The sequence below is a fragment of the Lentilactobacillus hilgardii genome, assembly GCF_009832765.1.
Taxonomy (GTDB): domain Bacteria; phylum Bacillota; class Bacilli; order Lactobacillales; family Lactobacillaceae; genus Lentilactobacillus; species Lentilactobacillus hilgardii.
The window spans coordinates 93,528-108,418 of sequence record NZ_CP047121.1 but is presented as its reverse complement, the minus strand read 5'-3'; the positions used below and the strand labels follow the sequence as shown (position 1 = coordinate 108,418).

General features: G+C 39.2%; 13 protein-coding genes. 4 read left to right on the top strand and 9 right to left on the bottom strand.

From position 1 onward, the window contains the following. Positions 1 to 341: 341 nt before the first annotated feature. Positions 342 to 1,778 carry a DHA2 family efflux MFS transporter permease subunit gene (locus GQR93_RS00525; protein WP_003551208.1) on the top strand — a complete coding sequence of 479 codons (1,437 nt, stop codon included), beginning with the start codon at positions 342 to 344 and terminating at the stop codon, positions 1,776 to 1,778. Positions 1,779 to 1,860: 82 nt separating this feature from the next. On the opposite strand, the gene GQR93_RS00520 is transcribed toward GQR93_RS00525, so the two are convergent. Next, complete coding sequence (locus tag GQR93_RS00520) at positions 1,861 to 2,493, bottom strand: sugar O-acetyltransferase (RefSeq protein ID WP_003551206.1); 633 nt, start codon at positions 2,491 to 2,493, stop codon at positions 1,861 to 1,863. A 119-nt stretch (positions 2,494 to 2,612) separates the two neighbouring features. Continuing rightward, entirely contained in the window at positions 2,613 to 3,788 is a 1,176-nt protein-coding gene (locus GQR93_RS00515; protein ID WP_003551204.1) for an aminotransferase class I/II-fold pyridoxal phosphate-dependent enzyme, read from the bottom strand. 441 nt (positions 3,789 to 4,229) lie between these two features. Here GQR93_RS00515 and GQR93_RS00510 point away from each other — a divergent pair, with 441 nt between their 5' ends. Together GQR93_RS00510 and GQR93_RS00505 are read left to right on the top strand one after the other, a co-directional pair. Continuing rightward, complete coding sequence (locus tag GQR93_RS00510; RefSeq protein WP_003551202.1) at positions 4,230 to 5,639, top strand: amino acid permease; 1,410 nt, start codon at positions 4,230 to 4,232, stop codon at positions 5,637 to 5,639. 287 nt (positions 5,640 to 5,926) lie between these two features. Next, positions 5,927 to 6,451, top strand: coding sequence for a helix-turn-helix transcriptional regulator (locus GQR93_RS00505; RefSeq protein WP_003551200.1), 525 nt, complete (start codon positions 5,927 to 5,929; stop codon positions 6,449 to 6,451). Positions 6,452 to 6,456: 5 nt separating this feature from the next. On the opposite strand, the gene GQR93_RS00500 is transcribed toward GQR93_RS00505, so the two are convergent. The 4 genes from GQR93_RS00500 to GQR93_RS00485 all read right to left on the bottom strand — a co-directional run bounded on the left by GQR93_RS00500 (position 6,457) and on the right by GQR93_RS00485 (position 9,142). After that, positions 6,457 to 7,191, bottom strand: a complete 735-nt coding sequence (locus tag GQR93_RS00500; protein ID WP_003551198.1) for a helix-turn-helix transcriptional regulator — start codon at positions 7,189 to 7,191, stop codon at positions 6,457 to 6,459. A 296-nt stretch (positions 7,192 to 7,487) separates the two neighbouring features. After that, complete coding sequence (locus tag GQR93_RS00495; RefSeq protein ID WP_003551196.1) at positions 7,488 to 8,132, bottom strand: DUF421 domain-containing protein; 645 nt, start codon at positions 8,130 to 8,132, stop codon at positions 7,488 to 7,490. After that, positions 8,132 to 8,584, bottom strand: coding sequence for a DUF3290 domain-containing protein (locus GQR93_RS00490; RefSeq protein ID WP_003551194.1), 453 nt, complete (start codon positions 8,582 to 8,584; stop codon positions 8,132 to 8,134). Before GQR93_RS00490 ends, GQR93_RS00495 begins: the two co-directional genes overlap by 1 nt. 33 nt (positions 8,585 to 8,617) lie before the next feature. After that, entirely contained in the window at positions 8,618 to 9,142 is a 525-nt protein-coding gene (locus GQR93_RS00485; protein ID WP_003551191.1) for a TetR/AcrR family transcriptional regulator, read from the bottom strand. A 182-nt stretch (positions 9,143 to 9,324) separates the two neighbouring features. On the opposite strand from GQR93_RS00485, the gene GQR93_RS00480 reads away from it, so the two are divergent. Further along, positions 9,325 to 11,028 (top strand): MFS transporter, encoded by a 1,704-nt coding sequence (locus tag GQR93_RS00480; RefSeq protein WP_003551188.1) that lies wholly within the window; start codon positions 9,325 to 9,327, stop codon positions 11,026 to 11,028. A gap of 89 nt (positions 11,029 to 11,117) precedes the next feature. On the opposite strand, the gene nrdG is transcribed toward GQR93_RS00480, so the two are convergent. The 3 genes from nrdG to GQR93_RS00465 all read right to left on the bottom strand — a co-directional run bounded on the left by nrdG (position 11,118) and on the right by GQR93_RS00465 (position 14,887). Further along, positions 11,118 to 11,705 (bottom strand): anaerobic ribonucleoside-triphosphate reductase activating protein, encoded by a 588-nt coding sequence (gene nrdG, locus GQR93_RS00475; protein WP_003551187.1) that lies wholly within the window; start codon positions 11,703 to 11,705, stop codon positions 11,118 to 11,120. Next, complete coding sequence (nrdD, locus tag GQR93_RS00470; protein ID WP_003551185.1) at positions 11,683 to 13,872, bottom strand: anaerobic ribonucleoside-triphosphate reductase; 2,190 nt, start codon at positions 13,870 to 13,872, stop codon at positions 11,683 to 11,685. Before nrdD ends, nrdG begins: the two co-directional genes overlap by 23 nt. Before the next feature lie 241 nt (positions 13,873 to 14,113). Further along, on the bottom strand, positions 14,114 to 14,887 hold the full coding sequence (locus GQR93_RS00465; protein ID WP_003551183.1) for an ABC transporter permease: 774 nt from the start codon (positions 14,885 to 14,887) through the stop codon (positions 14,114 to 14,116). Between the last annotated feature and the right edge of the window lie 4 nt (positions 14,888 to 14,891).

The following is a 14,891-nucleotide window of genomic DNA, read 5'->3' as shown; positions in this document are numbered from 1 at the left end:
CCACTCAGCACTAGAAAAGCTGTTTAAAATTACATCGTTATGTTACATTCTACCAGAAATTTAATGATAAATGGTCACATTTTATGAAATTATTATAAAACATTTTATTACTTTTAAGCATATCACACGATCAATAAACGGTTTTTTCGTTTTTGATTTATGAGAACTACTTTAAACACGAAAAAATCGGTTTTTTCCTTTCTAAATTATTTGTTAATTCACCTATGTTTGAAAATAAAACTTACGAGAATCTTTTATTTATGCTACCATGATCAAATGCCCTAAGGGGTTGTTGACACGATAACGATATAGAGAATTAGAATTAGGAGCGTTTTTTACTTATGGAAAAATCTTTAGAAACTCGTGACGCTTTGGCGCAAGAAAAGAAAGATCAGGCTGCCAAACCCGTCACACATCCGTTTATTGCAATGCTGGGTATGCTCATTGGCGGCTTTGTCGGAATGTTAAGCGAAACTTCCTTGAACATTGCACTGCCAAGCTTAATGACTGCCTTGCACGTTAATATTGGTACCATTCAATGGCTGGTAACCGGTTATATGCTTATTATCGGAATTGTACTACCACTCTCAAGTTTACTGTCTCGTATTTTTTCAACGCGGCAGATCATTGTTTTTGCAATCATTGCTTTTATTGTCGGTGCCATTATTTCAGCTTTAGCAAGTAGTTTCCCGGTTTTATTAATCGGTCGCATGATTCAGGGAATTGGGACCGGCTTGATCCTACCATTGATGTTTACGGTCGCTACTTTAATCTTCCCACCATATAAACTTGGTGCAGCAATGGGATTAATTGGCTTAGTGATCATGTTTGCACCGGCAATCGGTCCAACGCTGTCCGGTATGATTCTAGGTGTTTTATCTTGGCAATGGATTTTTTGGATGTTCGTCCCATTTCTAATTATTGCCTTGATTCTTGTCATGAAGTATTTACCAAACGTTGGTCACATCACAAAACCCAAAATTGACGTCTTTTCGATTATCCTTTCGACTTTAGGTTTTGGTGGGTTGGTTACCGGTGTCAGCCTTGCCAGTGATCAGGGATGGGGATCGCCAACCGTTATTGCGACGTTAATTGCAGCAATCATCTTATTAGCTTGGTACATTAAACGTCAGCTATCAGCGACTGAGCCCATTTTAAATTTTCACATTTTCGCAAATCGCCAGTATCGGACCGGTGCCATTTTAGTGATGATGGATTTCGGTATCATTTTATCGTCTATGTACCTGCTCCCAATGTTCTGGCAAAATGGCCTTGCAATACCGGTTGTATTAACCGGTATCGTTATGCTGCCCGGTGGTATCGTCAATGCAGCTGTTTCAGCCATTGCGGGCCGTTATTCCGATTTAATCAGTAAACGTCTGTTAAGCGTTTCCGGATTCGCAATGACAATCATTGGAATTGTCCTATTCTTATTCGCCAATTCAACATCACCGATCTGGTATGTCATTCTAGCACACATCGTGATGATGATTGGGGTGCCGCTTTCGATGTCACCATCTCAAACATTTGGATTAAGTGCTCTTGATCAACGCACTTCCAGCGACGGCAGTACAATCATGAACACCTTCCAACAAATTGTTGGCGCCATTGCCACCGCAATCGCCACAGCTTTGTTGGGATTTGGCCAACAGTTGTCTGCAACGACTCATCAAATTGCTTTTACCAATGGCGTTCATTTAGGGTTTATTTTTACCTTGATTATTGCGGTTGCAGCTTTATTATTGTCATTAACGATGAAGGAAAGAAAAATAAATTAGTCTTTTTTTCGCTGAAACTAACTAAAAAACGAAAGAGAAGCTGGGCAACTTTTTTGTCCAACTTTTCTTTCGTTTTTTATAATCATTGAATATCCGGGCTTCCAAGTGGCCCTCTATCTTCTACATAATCGGTTTCTTCAGCCTGCCAATAAATTTTATCCTGCTCGGTGATTTTGCGTAAAACATGGCAAGGATTACCAACAGCAACGACATTATTCGGAATATCCGTTGTTACAACAGATCCCGATCCAATAACAACATTTTTACCAATCGCCACACCAGGGTTGACCGTTGTGCCGCCACCAATCCAAACGTTATCGCCAATTGTAATCGGTTTGCCAAATCCCAACCATTTATTTCGAACACCGGCATCAATGGGATGACCGGCCGCAAATAAGTTTACCCGTGGTCCAATTAAAACTCGACTGCCAATACTAATTTTGCCAGAGTCAAGAAAAATACAGTTTGTATTACAATAAACATCGTCACCCAATGTGATATTGTCACCAAAATCGCAGAAAAACGGTGGTTCAATGTAACAGTTTTGCCCCATTTTTCCAATCAATTCTGTCAATTTAGCTTGCGGGTCCACATCAGGTATCGGGAAATTAATTTGATGAAGCAGTTGATCCTTTCGCTCATATTTTTTGCCAAGCTCTTTATCATAGACATTATATAGTTTACCGGAAAGCATTCTTTGTTCTTCGGATGGCATGATAGTCAACAACCTTTCGTAATCCAATTAATGATTTAAATTCATCATACCATAATAAAAAGCCCTCAAAATTAAAATTGAGAGCTTAAATCTTGCTTACTTTTTTAAGAATTTTCTTTTTATTTATCGCCAACAACACTCTTATCAGCCACTAATTTCTTAATAGCCGTCATGGCTGCTTTCAGGGCCTCATCACTGGCAGCATAGCTAATTCGAATAGACGCATCGTCGCCAAACGAGGCACCCGGGAATAAACCAATATGGTAGTCTTTAGCCAACGTACGTGCGCAGGTCCAACTATCCATATGCAAGCTGGCTGGAATTTTAGCATAAACATAAAAGGCACCGCCTGGATGAACGACATCAAAACCGGCTTCTCTCATATTCTTAACGACAAAGTCCCGACGCTTTTCATATTGCTTCCGCATGACTTCTGCATCATTTTGGCCATGCTTCATTGCTTCAATAGCTGCATATTGAACAATTGAGGTCGGTGTTGTTACTGTAAATTGATGAACTTTGGCAATTTCGTCGATAAACCCTTTTGGTCCAAAGACATAACCCAACCGCCATCCGGTCATCGCATGGGACTTCGAAAGCCCGTTCACAATAACAGTCTGATCTGGTAACCACGTTGAAAGCGTACAGTGTTTTTGCCCATACGTCAATTCACCATAAATCTCATCACTAATGACCCAAATCCGATTCTCTTTCAAAACCGGTACCAAGGCCTTGAGTTGTTCTTCAGTATAGGCAACCCCCGTTGGATTGTTTGGATCAGTGATAATCAACCCCCGAATGTTTAAACCGGGATTGTCATCAATTGCTTGCTGAACAGCTTCAGGTGTTAAAATATAATCCGTTTTGCTGGTATCAATGCGAACCTGCTTTAAGCCATGCATTGCAATTGAAGCATCATATAACGGGTAGGCAGGTGATGGTAAAATAACCGCATCACCTGGCTGAAACAGGGTTGCAACCGCATCAGCAACAGCTTCAGTTGCACCGACTGTCACAACAATTTGATCTGCAGTATAGTGATAGCCAAACTTTTCTTGATAATATTTCGCCGCGGCTTCTCGGAGTTCCGCATAGCCCCAAAAGTATGGGTAGTGCGAATAATTATCGTTAATCGCATCTATAGCAGCCTGCTTAATATGGGCAGGCACATCAAAGTTTGGCTCACCCAAAGTTAGTTTAACAATTTGCGGGTCAGCACTAATTTCATGGTCAAATTCTCGCATAGAAGAGGGTTTGACGTTTAACACATTTGGATTAATATCGTTTAATTCCATGATGGTACACCTCCGAGAAGTTTAAAAGTGTGACAGCCTTTCAACAACCAACACTCGATTAAAAATCAGCATCCAGTTGAGTGAATGTTATTGTTAATAATATAACAATTTTATGAGAAGTCAATTAATAATATTGGACCGCCTGAATAAATATTGTGTAATTCTAACAAAACAGTGTTAAAGCAACCTATAAGGCTGCTTTATAATTAATAATTTATGAGATAATTTTAATCTTTCGCTTGCATTTTATTTAATTATGGCATAAATTATAACAAAGCTTTATATCAAAACAATCCAATTAATAGTTGCTTTTAATGTTCGCATGTTGACATGAAATTGTCACTTTTGATAAGGTTAAGCACTTATTTATATGTTATTCATTAACATTCAGTTTGCAAAGCGTCACTGACATAAGTGGTCAAAGAAAGGAAATTATGTTGTATGAAAGAAAAATCTAAGATCCGAATGAATGCCGATGGCACAAAGCGGGAATTATCCAACCGCCATGTTCAAATGATTGCGTTGGGTGGCACGATTGGAACCGGCTTATTTCTAGGTGCAGGAACTTCCATCACAAAAACCGGCCCATCAATTATCTTTATTTATGCGGTTATTGGTATCTTCTTTTTTCTAATGATGCGAGCAATTGGTGAAATGTTATACAAGGATCCATCAGAACATACTTTTATCGCGTTCATCAGTCGATACCTGGGCCCTAAAATGGGATATTTTGCCGGTTGGTCATATTGGCTGGAATTAATATTCATTGGAATGGCTGAACTAACCGCCATTTCCACGTATGTTCGGTTTTGGTTTCCAAATATTGATGCATGGATGATTCAAATCGCTATTTTGGTGATTCTGGCAGCCGTCAATCTTATTGCCGTGAAACTATTCGGCGAAGCAGAGTTTTGGTTTGCGATGATTAAGATTATTGCCATCATTGCGATGATTGTGACCGGAATTATTATGGTAACAACCAGCTTTAAAACACCGATTGGACACGCCGGTCTGAATAATATTTTCGAAGGCTTTAAATTCTTCCCTAATGGGATCGTAAACTTTATCGGTGCCTTTCCGATGGTTTTCTTCGCTTTTCAAGGAATGGAATTTGTGGGCATTACCACGGCTGAAACAAAAGATCCTCATAAAGTACTCCCAAAAGCTATTAATGAAACAATTTACCGAATATTATTATTTTATATTGGTGCCATCATCGTGATTATGGCGATTTATCCCTGGCACAGTTTAAGTGCCAATCAAAGCCCATTTGTTCAGGTTTTCGCATTGGCTGGCTTAAAGGCAGCGGCAGGCGTCATTAACTTCGTCGTGTTAACGTCTGCTTCCTCTTCGTTAAATAGTTTTCTTTATTCAGCAGGTCGACATTTTTATCAACTCGCTTCGGAGTCCCAAGGAACGCTAATGCCAAAATTCAAATCTGTCTCTAAAAGTGGCGTACCGGCAAAAGCTATCGTCTTCTCGGCTGCTCTAATCATGTTGGCTCCGGTTATCAGCAGTATCCCGGGAATTGAAAATGCCTTTACCCTCATTTGTTCGGCGACAAGTGACTTGGCACTGGTTGTTTATCTTCTAACGGTGATCGCCCATTACAAATATCGTCAATCCATCGACTTCGACCCCAATGGATTTGTTCTAAAGGGCTATAAATGGATTGATCCGGCATTAATCGGCTTCTTTATTATCATCTATTTAAGCCTGTTCTTCAATGGCGATGGCACCATACCGGCAATCGCTGGCTTAATCTGGTGTATTGGATTTGGCCTTTGGTCGTCAAGGGAAAAATCATCTGTCTCAATTCCTAATACTGAAAGCAAAGATTCTGAACTATAACATTTTTCCAAACTTTCATTAAATAAGAGGCTGGGACAATAGTCAAAAATCAATATTACAACGTTCCTACCCCAAAGTGAAAATCCCGTGAAATCAGCTTACAAAAAGCGCTGATTTCACGGGATTTTTTTAAAAAGTAATGTTTTTTGGACTTATGTCCCAGCCACTCTTATTTAATATGTCGAAAAAAATGAAGCGATAAATCCGTATATACATAATTGTAGGGTTTCACCAAGATCATAAAATCCCCCGCTTTATCAAACCAACAATTAGCCCTAAATAAGGAGATGACTTTTTTGGATCAACTTCCAAGTCAACTGAAAAAAGCCCGCATAAGAAAAGGGTATTCACAACAACAAGTTGCTGATAAACTACGAGTGACACGCCAATCGATTTCCAGCTGGGAAAACGGGCATTCCCGTCCTGATCTTTACAACTTAACCCTTTTAAGTAAAGTTTATGATGAACCCCTTGATAATTTTGTAAAAGATAATCATTCTTTTGATCTACAAATCGAATCAGATCGAGAGGAATTTCTTCACTTTTTTAATCTTCTTCAACAAAAAGAACTTGAAAAAATAAAAAGAATAGATCTGTACCTCTCGATTATCATCATGATACTTGGATTAATTCCCATTTTGGGGATTATACCATCCTTTTTTGTGGTATGGCAGCAATCACACAGAACGTTCAAAAGTCCTCTTTGGTGGTCAAGCCTTATTTCCTTAGCAATTTCAATTATCCTTAGTATGCTCTTAATTTATTTGACCGTAAGTCATCATTGGTTCAATTTGATTCCTAGTATCAGTTAACCAACCTAGTGAAATGGGTTCCAAGAACCTTTGGGACCGAACAGTTTATAAGTATATGGCATATACTGATCGTTCTGTCCCATGATTGATCGAATCAGACTCGGAATGTCCGACCTGGTTACCAGCCTTGCCCGCTTTACATATGATCCCTTGTGCAAGACCACAGCGTAATTCATCCCTTTTTCCGGAATCGCCCCTACTTGAAATTTCAGCCATTCACCGTCACCAAATGGATTTGTTACTACACGAGCATTAACAGGTTGTGGAACGTTCATCCACTTTTGGTGTCTTTTTCCATCTGACCCTGTTATTATTGATTTTTCCCGTTTGGGTGGCGTTTTCTCCGGTAACAATGCATATCCATATGTTGTTTTCAAAAATGGATTAAACCGGTCGATCATTTCATTTTGACTATGACGCCCCCAGCTTAATACACCGAGAAACACTAGAAGTAGCAAAAACAAGATTCCAATACTGATCAACCACTTCCGGTAACGTTGTTTCAGCCTGACATCCTTACTTATCGTTTCAACCATCTTTGAATCAGATCCCTTCAATAATTTATCAAGCGAAAGGTCCAAAAAATCACTCATTTCAACTAAAATATCCAAATTAGGATACGTTGCATTGTTCTCCCAACGTGAAACCGTTTGTCTGGTAACATGTAATTTTTGTGCTAATTGTGCCTGAGTTAAATTTAATTGTTTGCGTCGTATTTGAAGCTGCTCTCCAAAATCCATTTAATTCTCCTTTCGTCTATACACTTAAATTTAATGTGGGAATATCCTTTTGTCGAGCAACCGTCCTGTTACATCAACTAGGTTCACGTCTCTTTTTCTTGATTATCATCAACTATAACGTGTAATGGTTGAGTTTTTAATTATTTTTCTTAACTAAATATCCAATAAGATCTAGTCACTATTCAAAAAAGGAACAGAGCGTTTTATTTGTTAAGGCGCTCCGTTCCTTATTTAATAAATGCTTTCTTCACTGTTTCATGTGAAACACCTAGAGTTAAAGCAACTGATTGTCACGTTCACTCATCCTTTTGATCATATTTAACAATTTCCAACTTACTATTCCGAAACGTCGCCATATACACATCTTTAATGTTATCAATCCCATGTTGCTTCAATTCAGTATCCAACCAAGACTGATCCTTATCCATCATATCAAGGACATCCGGATCAACCTGACCGTCAATAATCACAGGATATCGAATGCTTCCCGCCCCAAATCTTAGGACCGTGACGGAGCCGTTTTGTTCCACAATTGCCCGTTTAACCTCGGCGATATCATATACGCCGGCGGTTCTTAATTTAAAATCGACATCTTTTGCTGACAGATTTGCCCTCAAACAATTTTCAACAAGTAATTTCCCATTTCTCACAATTGTAATCGGATCACCTTCCACAAACTTACCGAACCAGTGAATATGTGTTTTTAAATATCGGGTAACCATGATCAATAATGACCACAGCAACAAAATAACAATAAACTGGGCCATTGTAATTGCCGGGTTGTAAATAACGCCTCCGACAATACCACCTAATACATAGTTCTGAAGCTGATCCATTGCCGAAGTAGGTGCTAAATTCCCTTTTCCAGTCAAATTAATCAGTAGCGTAATAAAAACAAAACCAACTATTAATTTCAACATAACATCAGAATACGTAAACATTATTTTTCCCCCTCAACCTTAACAGCATCTGAATCATGCAGAATTACCTGCTCTAAAACGAATTGAGAACCATCGGTATTATAGTCAACTCGAAAGAACCCTTTTGGTGTTTTAACCAACACATTATCATTTGGGGTTGTTGAGTTGACACTGATATCCTGTTTGGATACTTTCAGTTGTCTGGCAACAGCTTTAACGACCGTTGTCATTTGACCAGACTGCTTAATCGAATTTTGAATATTACTAAAATCGTTATATTGCATCCCCAAAATCAACAGTAACAACGTCCCAAAAATGATACTTAGATCCTTATACTTTATATCGAACCGATGCCGCCAATACTGAATCAAAAATAAGAGAAAAGCCAAAACCAGTACACACGTGATCACAATTCGCGCATACTGCCAAGTATTTTGTGATGTATGTAAATAATCATAAGTATAAAAAATCATCTTTGAAAAATCCCCCTAGAAGCCTCTTTTAATTTAATTAGCAAAGGTTTCAACCTTTTTACCCATATACTCTGGTGGTTCTACTGCTCCCTGCTTAAGCCAGCTAATTGATAAGTTAATAACTGCACCGGAAAAATAGTCACCCCAATAAGAATCAGTCGTTCGATCAGTTAATGGAATCAGTTTGTTTTTAAGCAGATATACCAAAACGGTATGAAATGTTTTAATTAAAACTTGTTCTTTACCGGCAGAAATTAAGATCAGCTGGTCCCGCTGATCATCCAAAACGAGCTGAAAATAATGTGTCATTAACGTTTGCAGCGTTAATCTCGATCCATCCGGGAGCTGACGTAAATAGCTAATGATTCGCAACATTTCATATTGGCTGACAATATCCTCCAGTGTCACAAAATTTTTGTAGTAATACGCTCTGGACACGCCTGCTCGTTTTGCGAGTTCCGTAATTGAAATTTCCTCGAATGACTGACCTTTTAGCAAGCCCATTAAAGCTTTAAAGATATCGGTCAATTTCTGGTCCTTTAACTCCTTAGGTGACATCGTTTACAAAATCCCTCCTTTTGTCAACAAAAGATTCTTAATTAAGATACCCCATGATAATCTACAAAGCAAGCGATTGAAGGGTAATGAAAACATCTGGGGCCCGGGTTATTTGTCGACAATAACCAAGCCCAACATAATCACCTGCACTGTTATTTTAAACTAAAAAAGGAGTTTTTATCATGCGTATCAAACAAAAATTAATCATCTTTTCCATGATGATCGGTATCTTCTTATGTATGCTGGATACAACCGTCATGAATATCGCACTGCCTGCAATCCAAAGCGGTCTAAATGTAAATTTGGGAACTTTATCATGGGCTTTAAATATTTACACCATCACGTTTGCGGTTTTTACCATCCCGTTTGGGAGAATTGCCGATATTATCGGGAGAAACAAGACATACTTGGTTGGACTAGTGCTTTTTGCACTGGGATCCCTACTATCCGGGTCAGCCAACAGTGCTGAATTCTTAATTATCGGCCGAGGGATTCAAAGCCTGGGCGCAGCAATTATTTTTCCCGCAAGTATGACCATCGGTATTTCAACAACCGATGTTAAACACCGGACCGGTGTCTTGGCCGCCTTGGGTGTGACTCAAGGATTTGCTTCAGCCTTTGGGCCAACCATCGGTGGTATTGTCACTCAATATTTGGGGTGGCGTTATGTTTTCTTAATTAACTTGCCTTTAATTTTAATTGTCCTCATTCTCTGCTGCGGACTATTGCCACTAAAAAATGAACATCGCTTTAAAGCTCGAATTGATCTTTGGGGCATGCTCTTTTCAATGAGCACATTATTAGCTTTAACTTTAGCCTTGGTTAAGGGTAATGACTGGGGATGGTCCAGCCGCCTTATCATTGGACTATTCACGACAGTTATCGTGTCACTTGCCTGTTTTATTGTCGCTGAACACGTCACTAAAGATCCGATGGTGCCATTAGGCTTATTCAAAAGTCGTCAATTCACCGGTGCTTCCTTAGTTACTATTTTGACAGAAATCTTCTTGGTAGCTGTCTTAGTCATCATGCCCTCCTTCTTCACTAATATCCTCAATAAATCTGAACTAACTGCTGCTTTTATGATCACGCCAACCTCGTTTATGATTTTCATCTTTTCACCAATTGGCGGTATATTAAATGATAAAATTGGGCCACGACTACTTGTTTCCGTGGGGTTCCTTCAAATAATTGCCGGCTATATGATTCTTTCGATTGTTAACCCCGCCCATTATGGCCAAACCATTATCAGTTTACTATTAATCGGTGGTGGCTTTGGAATTATCGCCGGACCACTCGTTGTTTTGGGTGCATCAAACTTTACCGGAAAGCTGCTTTCTGCATCCCAAAGCGTCCTTGACGTATTTCGTCAAATCGGTACGTTGCTGGCAGTAGCGATATTTGTCTCTGCCCTCACGGCCAACCTGGCTACCGCAAGACATCAGTCCATTATTCAGGCAAACACCCGAATAGAGACAACCCAGCTATCAGCCAAAGCAAAAACGGATGTTGCGATTAATGTTAGAAAAGCCATTTCGGACAATGGAAAAACAACCGATTCAACCAGTAAACAGGGGATTACTCCTGCAAAAACCAATCAACTGATTCAAGCTAATTATCAAAAAACGATTGCAAAAATGCCAAATACCAAACTGATGCTGCAAAAGCAAAAAGCCTTGATTCATGCTAAAATCTCTAAACTTGTTAAAAGAGAAGTTGCGGAACAAAATACTCAAATCAAAGCAGTTGCTAAAGTCATTAGGTCAGATACTAAACAACACATGACGGATGCCTTTACGAAAGGATACAAAATGGCACTTCCTTTTACCATGATTGCCGCACTTTCTGTCTTCTTATTTGAAAGAAAGCGGGATTATCTCAAATAGATGATCATTTATCATAGAAAATAAAACGCCATATGAGCATCAACGAATAGTGTTGATTATCATATGGCGTTTTTGACCGATTGCTGCTTTTATTTAACTAATTTTTCCCAAATCACAACTTTCTTTTCTGCTAATGATTTGGGTACATCGATGATTCGCTGATTTGAACTGCCACGAAATTGAAGTGTCAGGTCTTTCTTAGCCAATAAGAAACGCCCATCAACCAAGATATCCAAATAGCTTAGCAATTCCAGCTTGTCATCAGATTCCTTCATTAATTCATCCCATTTATAGCCTGTCCAGGACCAAATATCCTTTGTATGCCCGAATTCTGCTCGAATCCTTTTTGCTAACTTAATGCAGACCTGAGTATTTAAAAAGGGTTCTCCACCAAGTAATGTCAATCCCTGAACATAACTTTCAGACATATCCTTAATGATTTGATTTTCCAATTCCTTAGTATACGGGTGACCATAGTGAAAGTTTTGGGCGACTTTATTATAACAACCGGGACAGTTGAATAGACAGCCGGAAACATACAGGCTGCAGCGAACACCTTCACCATCCACCATATTAAAGGGCTTGTAACTGGCGATGTATTGCTGGCTGCGATCCTTTGCCAACCACTGCTTGGGCTTCGGGTCATTTGGTAACCTAATTTTTCGAGTTTCCGCCATCGTTCATATCACCTAACCTCATATTTTTAACTCGGGATGCAATTTCTTCGTGTCGCCCGTGTACCATTGGTCGAATTTGCGGATTACCAAGGTAGCCACAGGTTCTCTTAACAACATCACAGGTCTTGGGATCACGATTTCCGCATTCCGGACATTCAAATCCCTTGGCGGTTGGTTTAAAATCACCATCAAATCCACATTTATAGCAGTGGTCAATTGACGTATTGGTTCCAAGGTAGCCAACATGATCGTATGCCCAATCCCAAACGGCCTCCAAAGCAGCCGGATTCTGTTTCAAATTAGGGTATTCACAGTAATGGATAAAACCACCGGCCGCGTATTTTGGATAAGCCTCTTCAAAAGCCAACTTTTCAAACGGTGTTGGATTCTTTCGTACATCATAATGAAAACTATTTGTGTAGTACTCTTTAGATGTAATGTCATTGATCTTCCCAAATTTTTTAGTGTCCAGCTCACAGAAGGTATCTGTCAATGATTCAGCCGGTGTTGAATAGACGCTGAAATGATAGTCGTATTGATCTTCCCACTTTGCACAATAATCATGTAGGCATTTTACAATCGATACGGTAAACTTGTGGGCTGTTTGATTATGTTCCCAATCCGGTCCATAAAATTCAGTTCCGACTTCGTATAATCCAATGTAGCCCAATGACACCGTAGCCCGCCGATGCGTGAATAACTCATCCACGGAATCCGTATCTTTTAACCGTTTACCAAAGGCACCGTACTGATACAAAATGGGCGCATTTTTGGGCTTTGCCTGCTTACAACGATCAACTTTATTAAGAAGAGCCTTTTTAGCAATCTCCAATCGGTCTTGCAGGATTTCCCAGAAAACAGCTTTATCCCCATGGGATTCAATCGCAATTCTTGGTAAATTGATTGTGACAACGCCTAAATTCATTCGGCCACTGTTAACTTCTTTTCCGTTCTCATCATGCCATCCCTGCAAAAAGCTTCGACAGCCCATCGGCGCTTTAAAACTACCTGTTAATTCAATAATCTTGTCATACATCAAGATATCCGGATACATCCGCTTGGTGGCACATTCAATGGCGAGTTGCTTTATATCATAATTGGGATCATCGGGTTTGAGATTCAATCCTCTTTTTAGGGTATAAATCAATTTCGGAAAAATAGCTGTCCGATGCTGCTTTCCCAGCCCTTTAATCCGGACTCTCAAAATAGCACTTTGAATTTCGCGCTCAATCCATGATCTCCCAAGACCAAATCCAACCGTTGTGAACGGCGTCTGACCATTCGATGAGAATAATGTATTAATTTCATATTCCAGTGCCTGCATAGCATCATAAATATCTTTTTTAGTCTTTTCTTTTGCAAAAGCTTCCTGCTTATCAGGGGCAATCCAGTGTTTGGCATCTGCCAGATGTTTTTCAAAATTCAATCTAGCAAATGGTGCCAGCAGCTCATCTGTCCTGTCTGCTGAGCAGCCACCATATTGACTGGAAGCAACGTTCGCAATAATTTGAGACATTTGCGCGGTTGCTGTCTGAATCGACTTAGGTGGCTCGACATCGGCATTTCCGATTTTAAATCCATTGTTCAGCATGCCCTTAAAATCAATCAAACAACAATTAGTCATTTCAGTCATCGGTGAGTAATCCAGATCGTGATAATGGATATCCCCTCGCAAATGCGCCTTACCAACAGTTTCAGGCATCAGCGTGAGACCAAGAGATTTACCGACCATTCCGGCAGTCAAGTCTCGCCTGGTGCTGAACACATTACTGTCCTTGTTTGCGTTTTCGTGAACAACAGTGTCACTTTTATCAAATAACTGGTTAAGCTTGGTTGAAGGATTAATCGCTGCCTGCCACTTGGCTTCATCTTTTAAGCGATATTGGTCATAACTGGCAACCAAATCACCACGGTCCATTTCTGAAAGAACTGCTTTAAAACTATCTCTGATATCCTTTGACGTCAGTTCTTCTTCGAAGGATGAAAGTCGTTCAAAAATTTGCTGTTTTAATTTCTCCTGCACATCCGTCTCATCGGTAAGTGCCTCAATGACCAAATTAATTTTATACGGGTAAAAAGAACACTTTTCCCCGTCAGCCTTGATCACAGTTAGACTGCGAAGTTTAGTATCGTTTTGATTTGTTGCTTCAGTCTTAATGTAATCCATAGAATCCCTTCCTTTGGGTAAACTCGAAAATATAGTTAACATTGTTTAGTATAGCTGAAAATTATTTGAAAAAAAGACTTTAAAACACAATATATATGTGTTATGCATTGCCAACGCACTACATGTTGTGCCATAAAATTGCCAACAATTTCATAATAAAACCGTCAGACACATCCCAAGGACATGTCTGACGGTTTAAGTGCTCAATCAATTATTAATTTTTATCGGCCAATTCCTTTGACTAAACGTTTCGACGCTTAAAGACAGAGTAGCTTATTCCCAAAAAGATGACCATATAAACCAGACTGCCAATGAGTAATTCATTTGTTGATAAAAGCGTCATGTGTTTTAGGCTTGGGCTAATGACCTGATTAGGATAATTCATCATGTTTAACGGATTCCACTTTAACCAAGTCCACTTCTTAATAGCTATGATTAACATTGAAGAAACCACATTAATTGCAAAGTAGCCAATAATACCAACTGAAATAGCTGCGGCAGAACTCTTAAACAGATTTGCCAACAGCAAAACCAGACTTAAAACCAACCACAATGCCACAAATCCTGATAAAGACGTGTAAAGGGCCGTAACTAAGATACTATGCTTATTGCCATATGTTTCGCTGAGCTGAAATGTTCCGTTAAAAAGAATTAATTTTAAAATCAACGAATAAACAAATGCCAATGCAATAAAGTAGATTGAGTAAAGAACCATTGCAAGCCATTTGCTAACAAGAATTTCTCCCCGATAGTACTTTCGATAAAGCAATTCTTTAATTGTTCCATATTGAAACTCCATCGAAATAATTGAACTGGCAGCAGCAATCATAAATAATACAATCCAGTCAAAACCAGTAAATAAACTGACAAATATTGTCTTGGGGTCAATTGTGTTTGGATGATTCCGACTAATCACAGCAAAGATAGTCATTATCACCAGCAGGATAATTGATGTTGCCCACGTACTTTTTTTGTGCACCAATTTAAATATTTCTTGTCTAACTAACGTTACCATATCA

Coding starts and splice junctions, on each gene's coding strand:
- GQR93_RS00525 (WP_003551208.1), top strand. CDS start 342: ATGGAAAAATCTTTAGAAACTCGTGACGCTTTGGCGCAAGAAAAGAAA.
- GQR93_RS00520 (WP_003551206.1), bottom strand. CDS start 2,493: ATGCCATCCGAAGAACAAAGAATGCTTTCCGGTAAACTATATAATGTC.
- GQR93_RS00515 (WP_003551204.1), bottom strand. CDS start 3,788: ATGGAATTAAACGATATTAATCCAAATGTGTTAAACGTCAAACCCTCT.
- GQR93_RS00510 (WP_003551202.1), top strand. CDS start 4,230: ATGAAAGAAAAATCTAAGATCCGAATGAATGCCGATGGCACAAAGCGG.
- GQR93_RS00505 (WP_003551200.1), top strand. CDS start 5,927: ATGACTTTTTTGGATCAACTTCCAAGTCAACTGAAAAAAGCCCGCATA.
- GQR93_RS00500 (WP_003551198.1), bottom strand. CDS start 7,191: ATGGATTTTGGAGAGCAGCTTCAAATACGACGCAAACAATTAAATTTA.
- GQR93_RS00495 (WP_003551196.1), bottom strand. CDS start 8,132: ATGTTTACGTATTCTGATGTTATGTTGAAATTAATAGTTGGTTTTGTT.
- GQR93_RS00490 (WP_003551194.1), bottom strand. CDS start 8,584: ATGATTTTTTATACTTATGATTATTTACATACATCACAAAATACTTGG.
- GQR93_RS00485 (WP_003551191.1), bottom strand. CDS start 9,142: ATGTCACCTAAGGAGTTAAAGGACCAGAAATTGACCGATATCTTTAAA.
- GQR93_RS00480 (WP_003551188.1), top strand. CDS start 9,325: ATGCGTATCAAACAAAAATTAATCATCTTTTCCATGATGATCGGTATC.
- nrdG (WP_003551187.1), bottom strand. CDS start 11,705: ATGGCGGAAACTCGAAAAATTAGGTTACCAAATGACCCGAAGCCCAAG.
- nrdD (WP_003551185.1), bottom strand. CDS start 13,872: ATGGATTACATTAAGACTGAAGCAACAAATCAAAACGATACTAAACTT.
- GQR93_RS00465 (WP_003551183.1), bottom strand. CDS start 14,887: ATGGTAACGTTAGTTAGACAAGAAATATTTAAATTGGTGCACAAAAAA.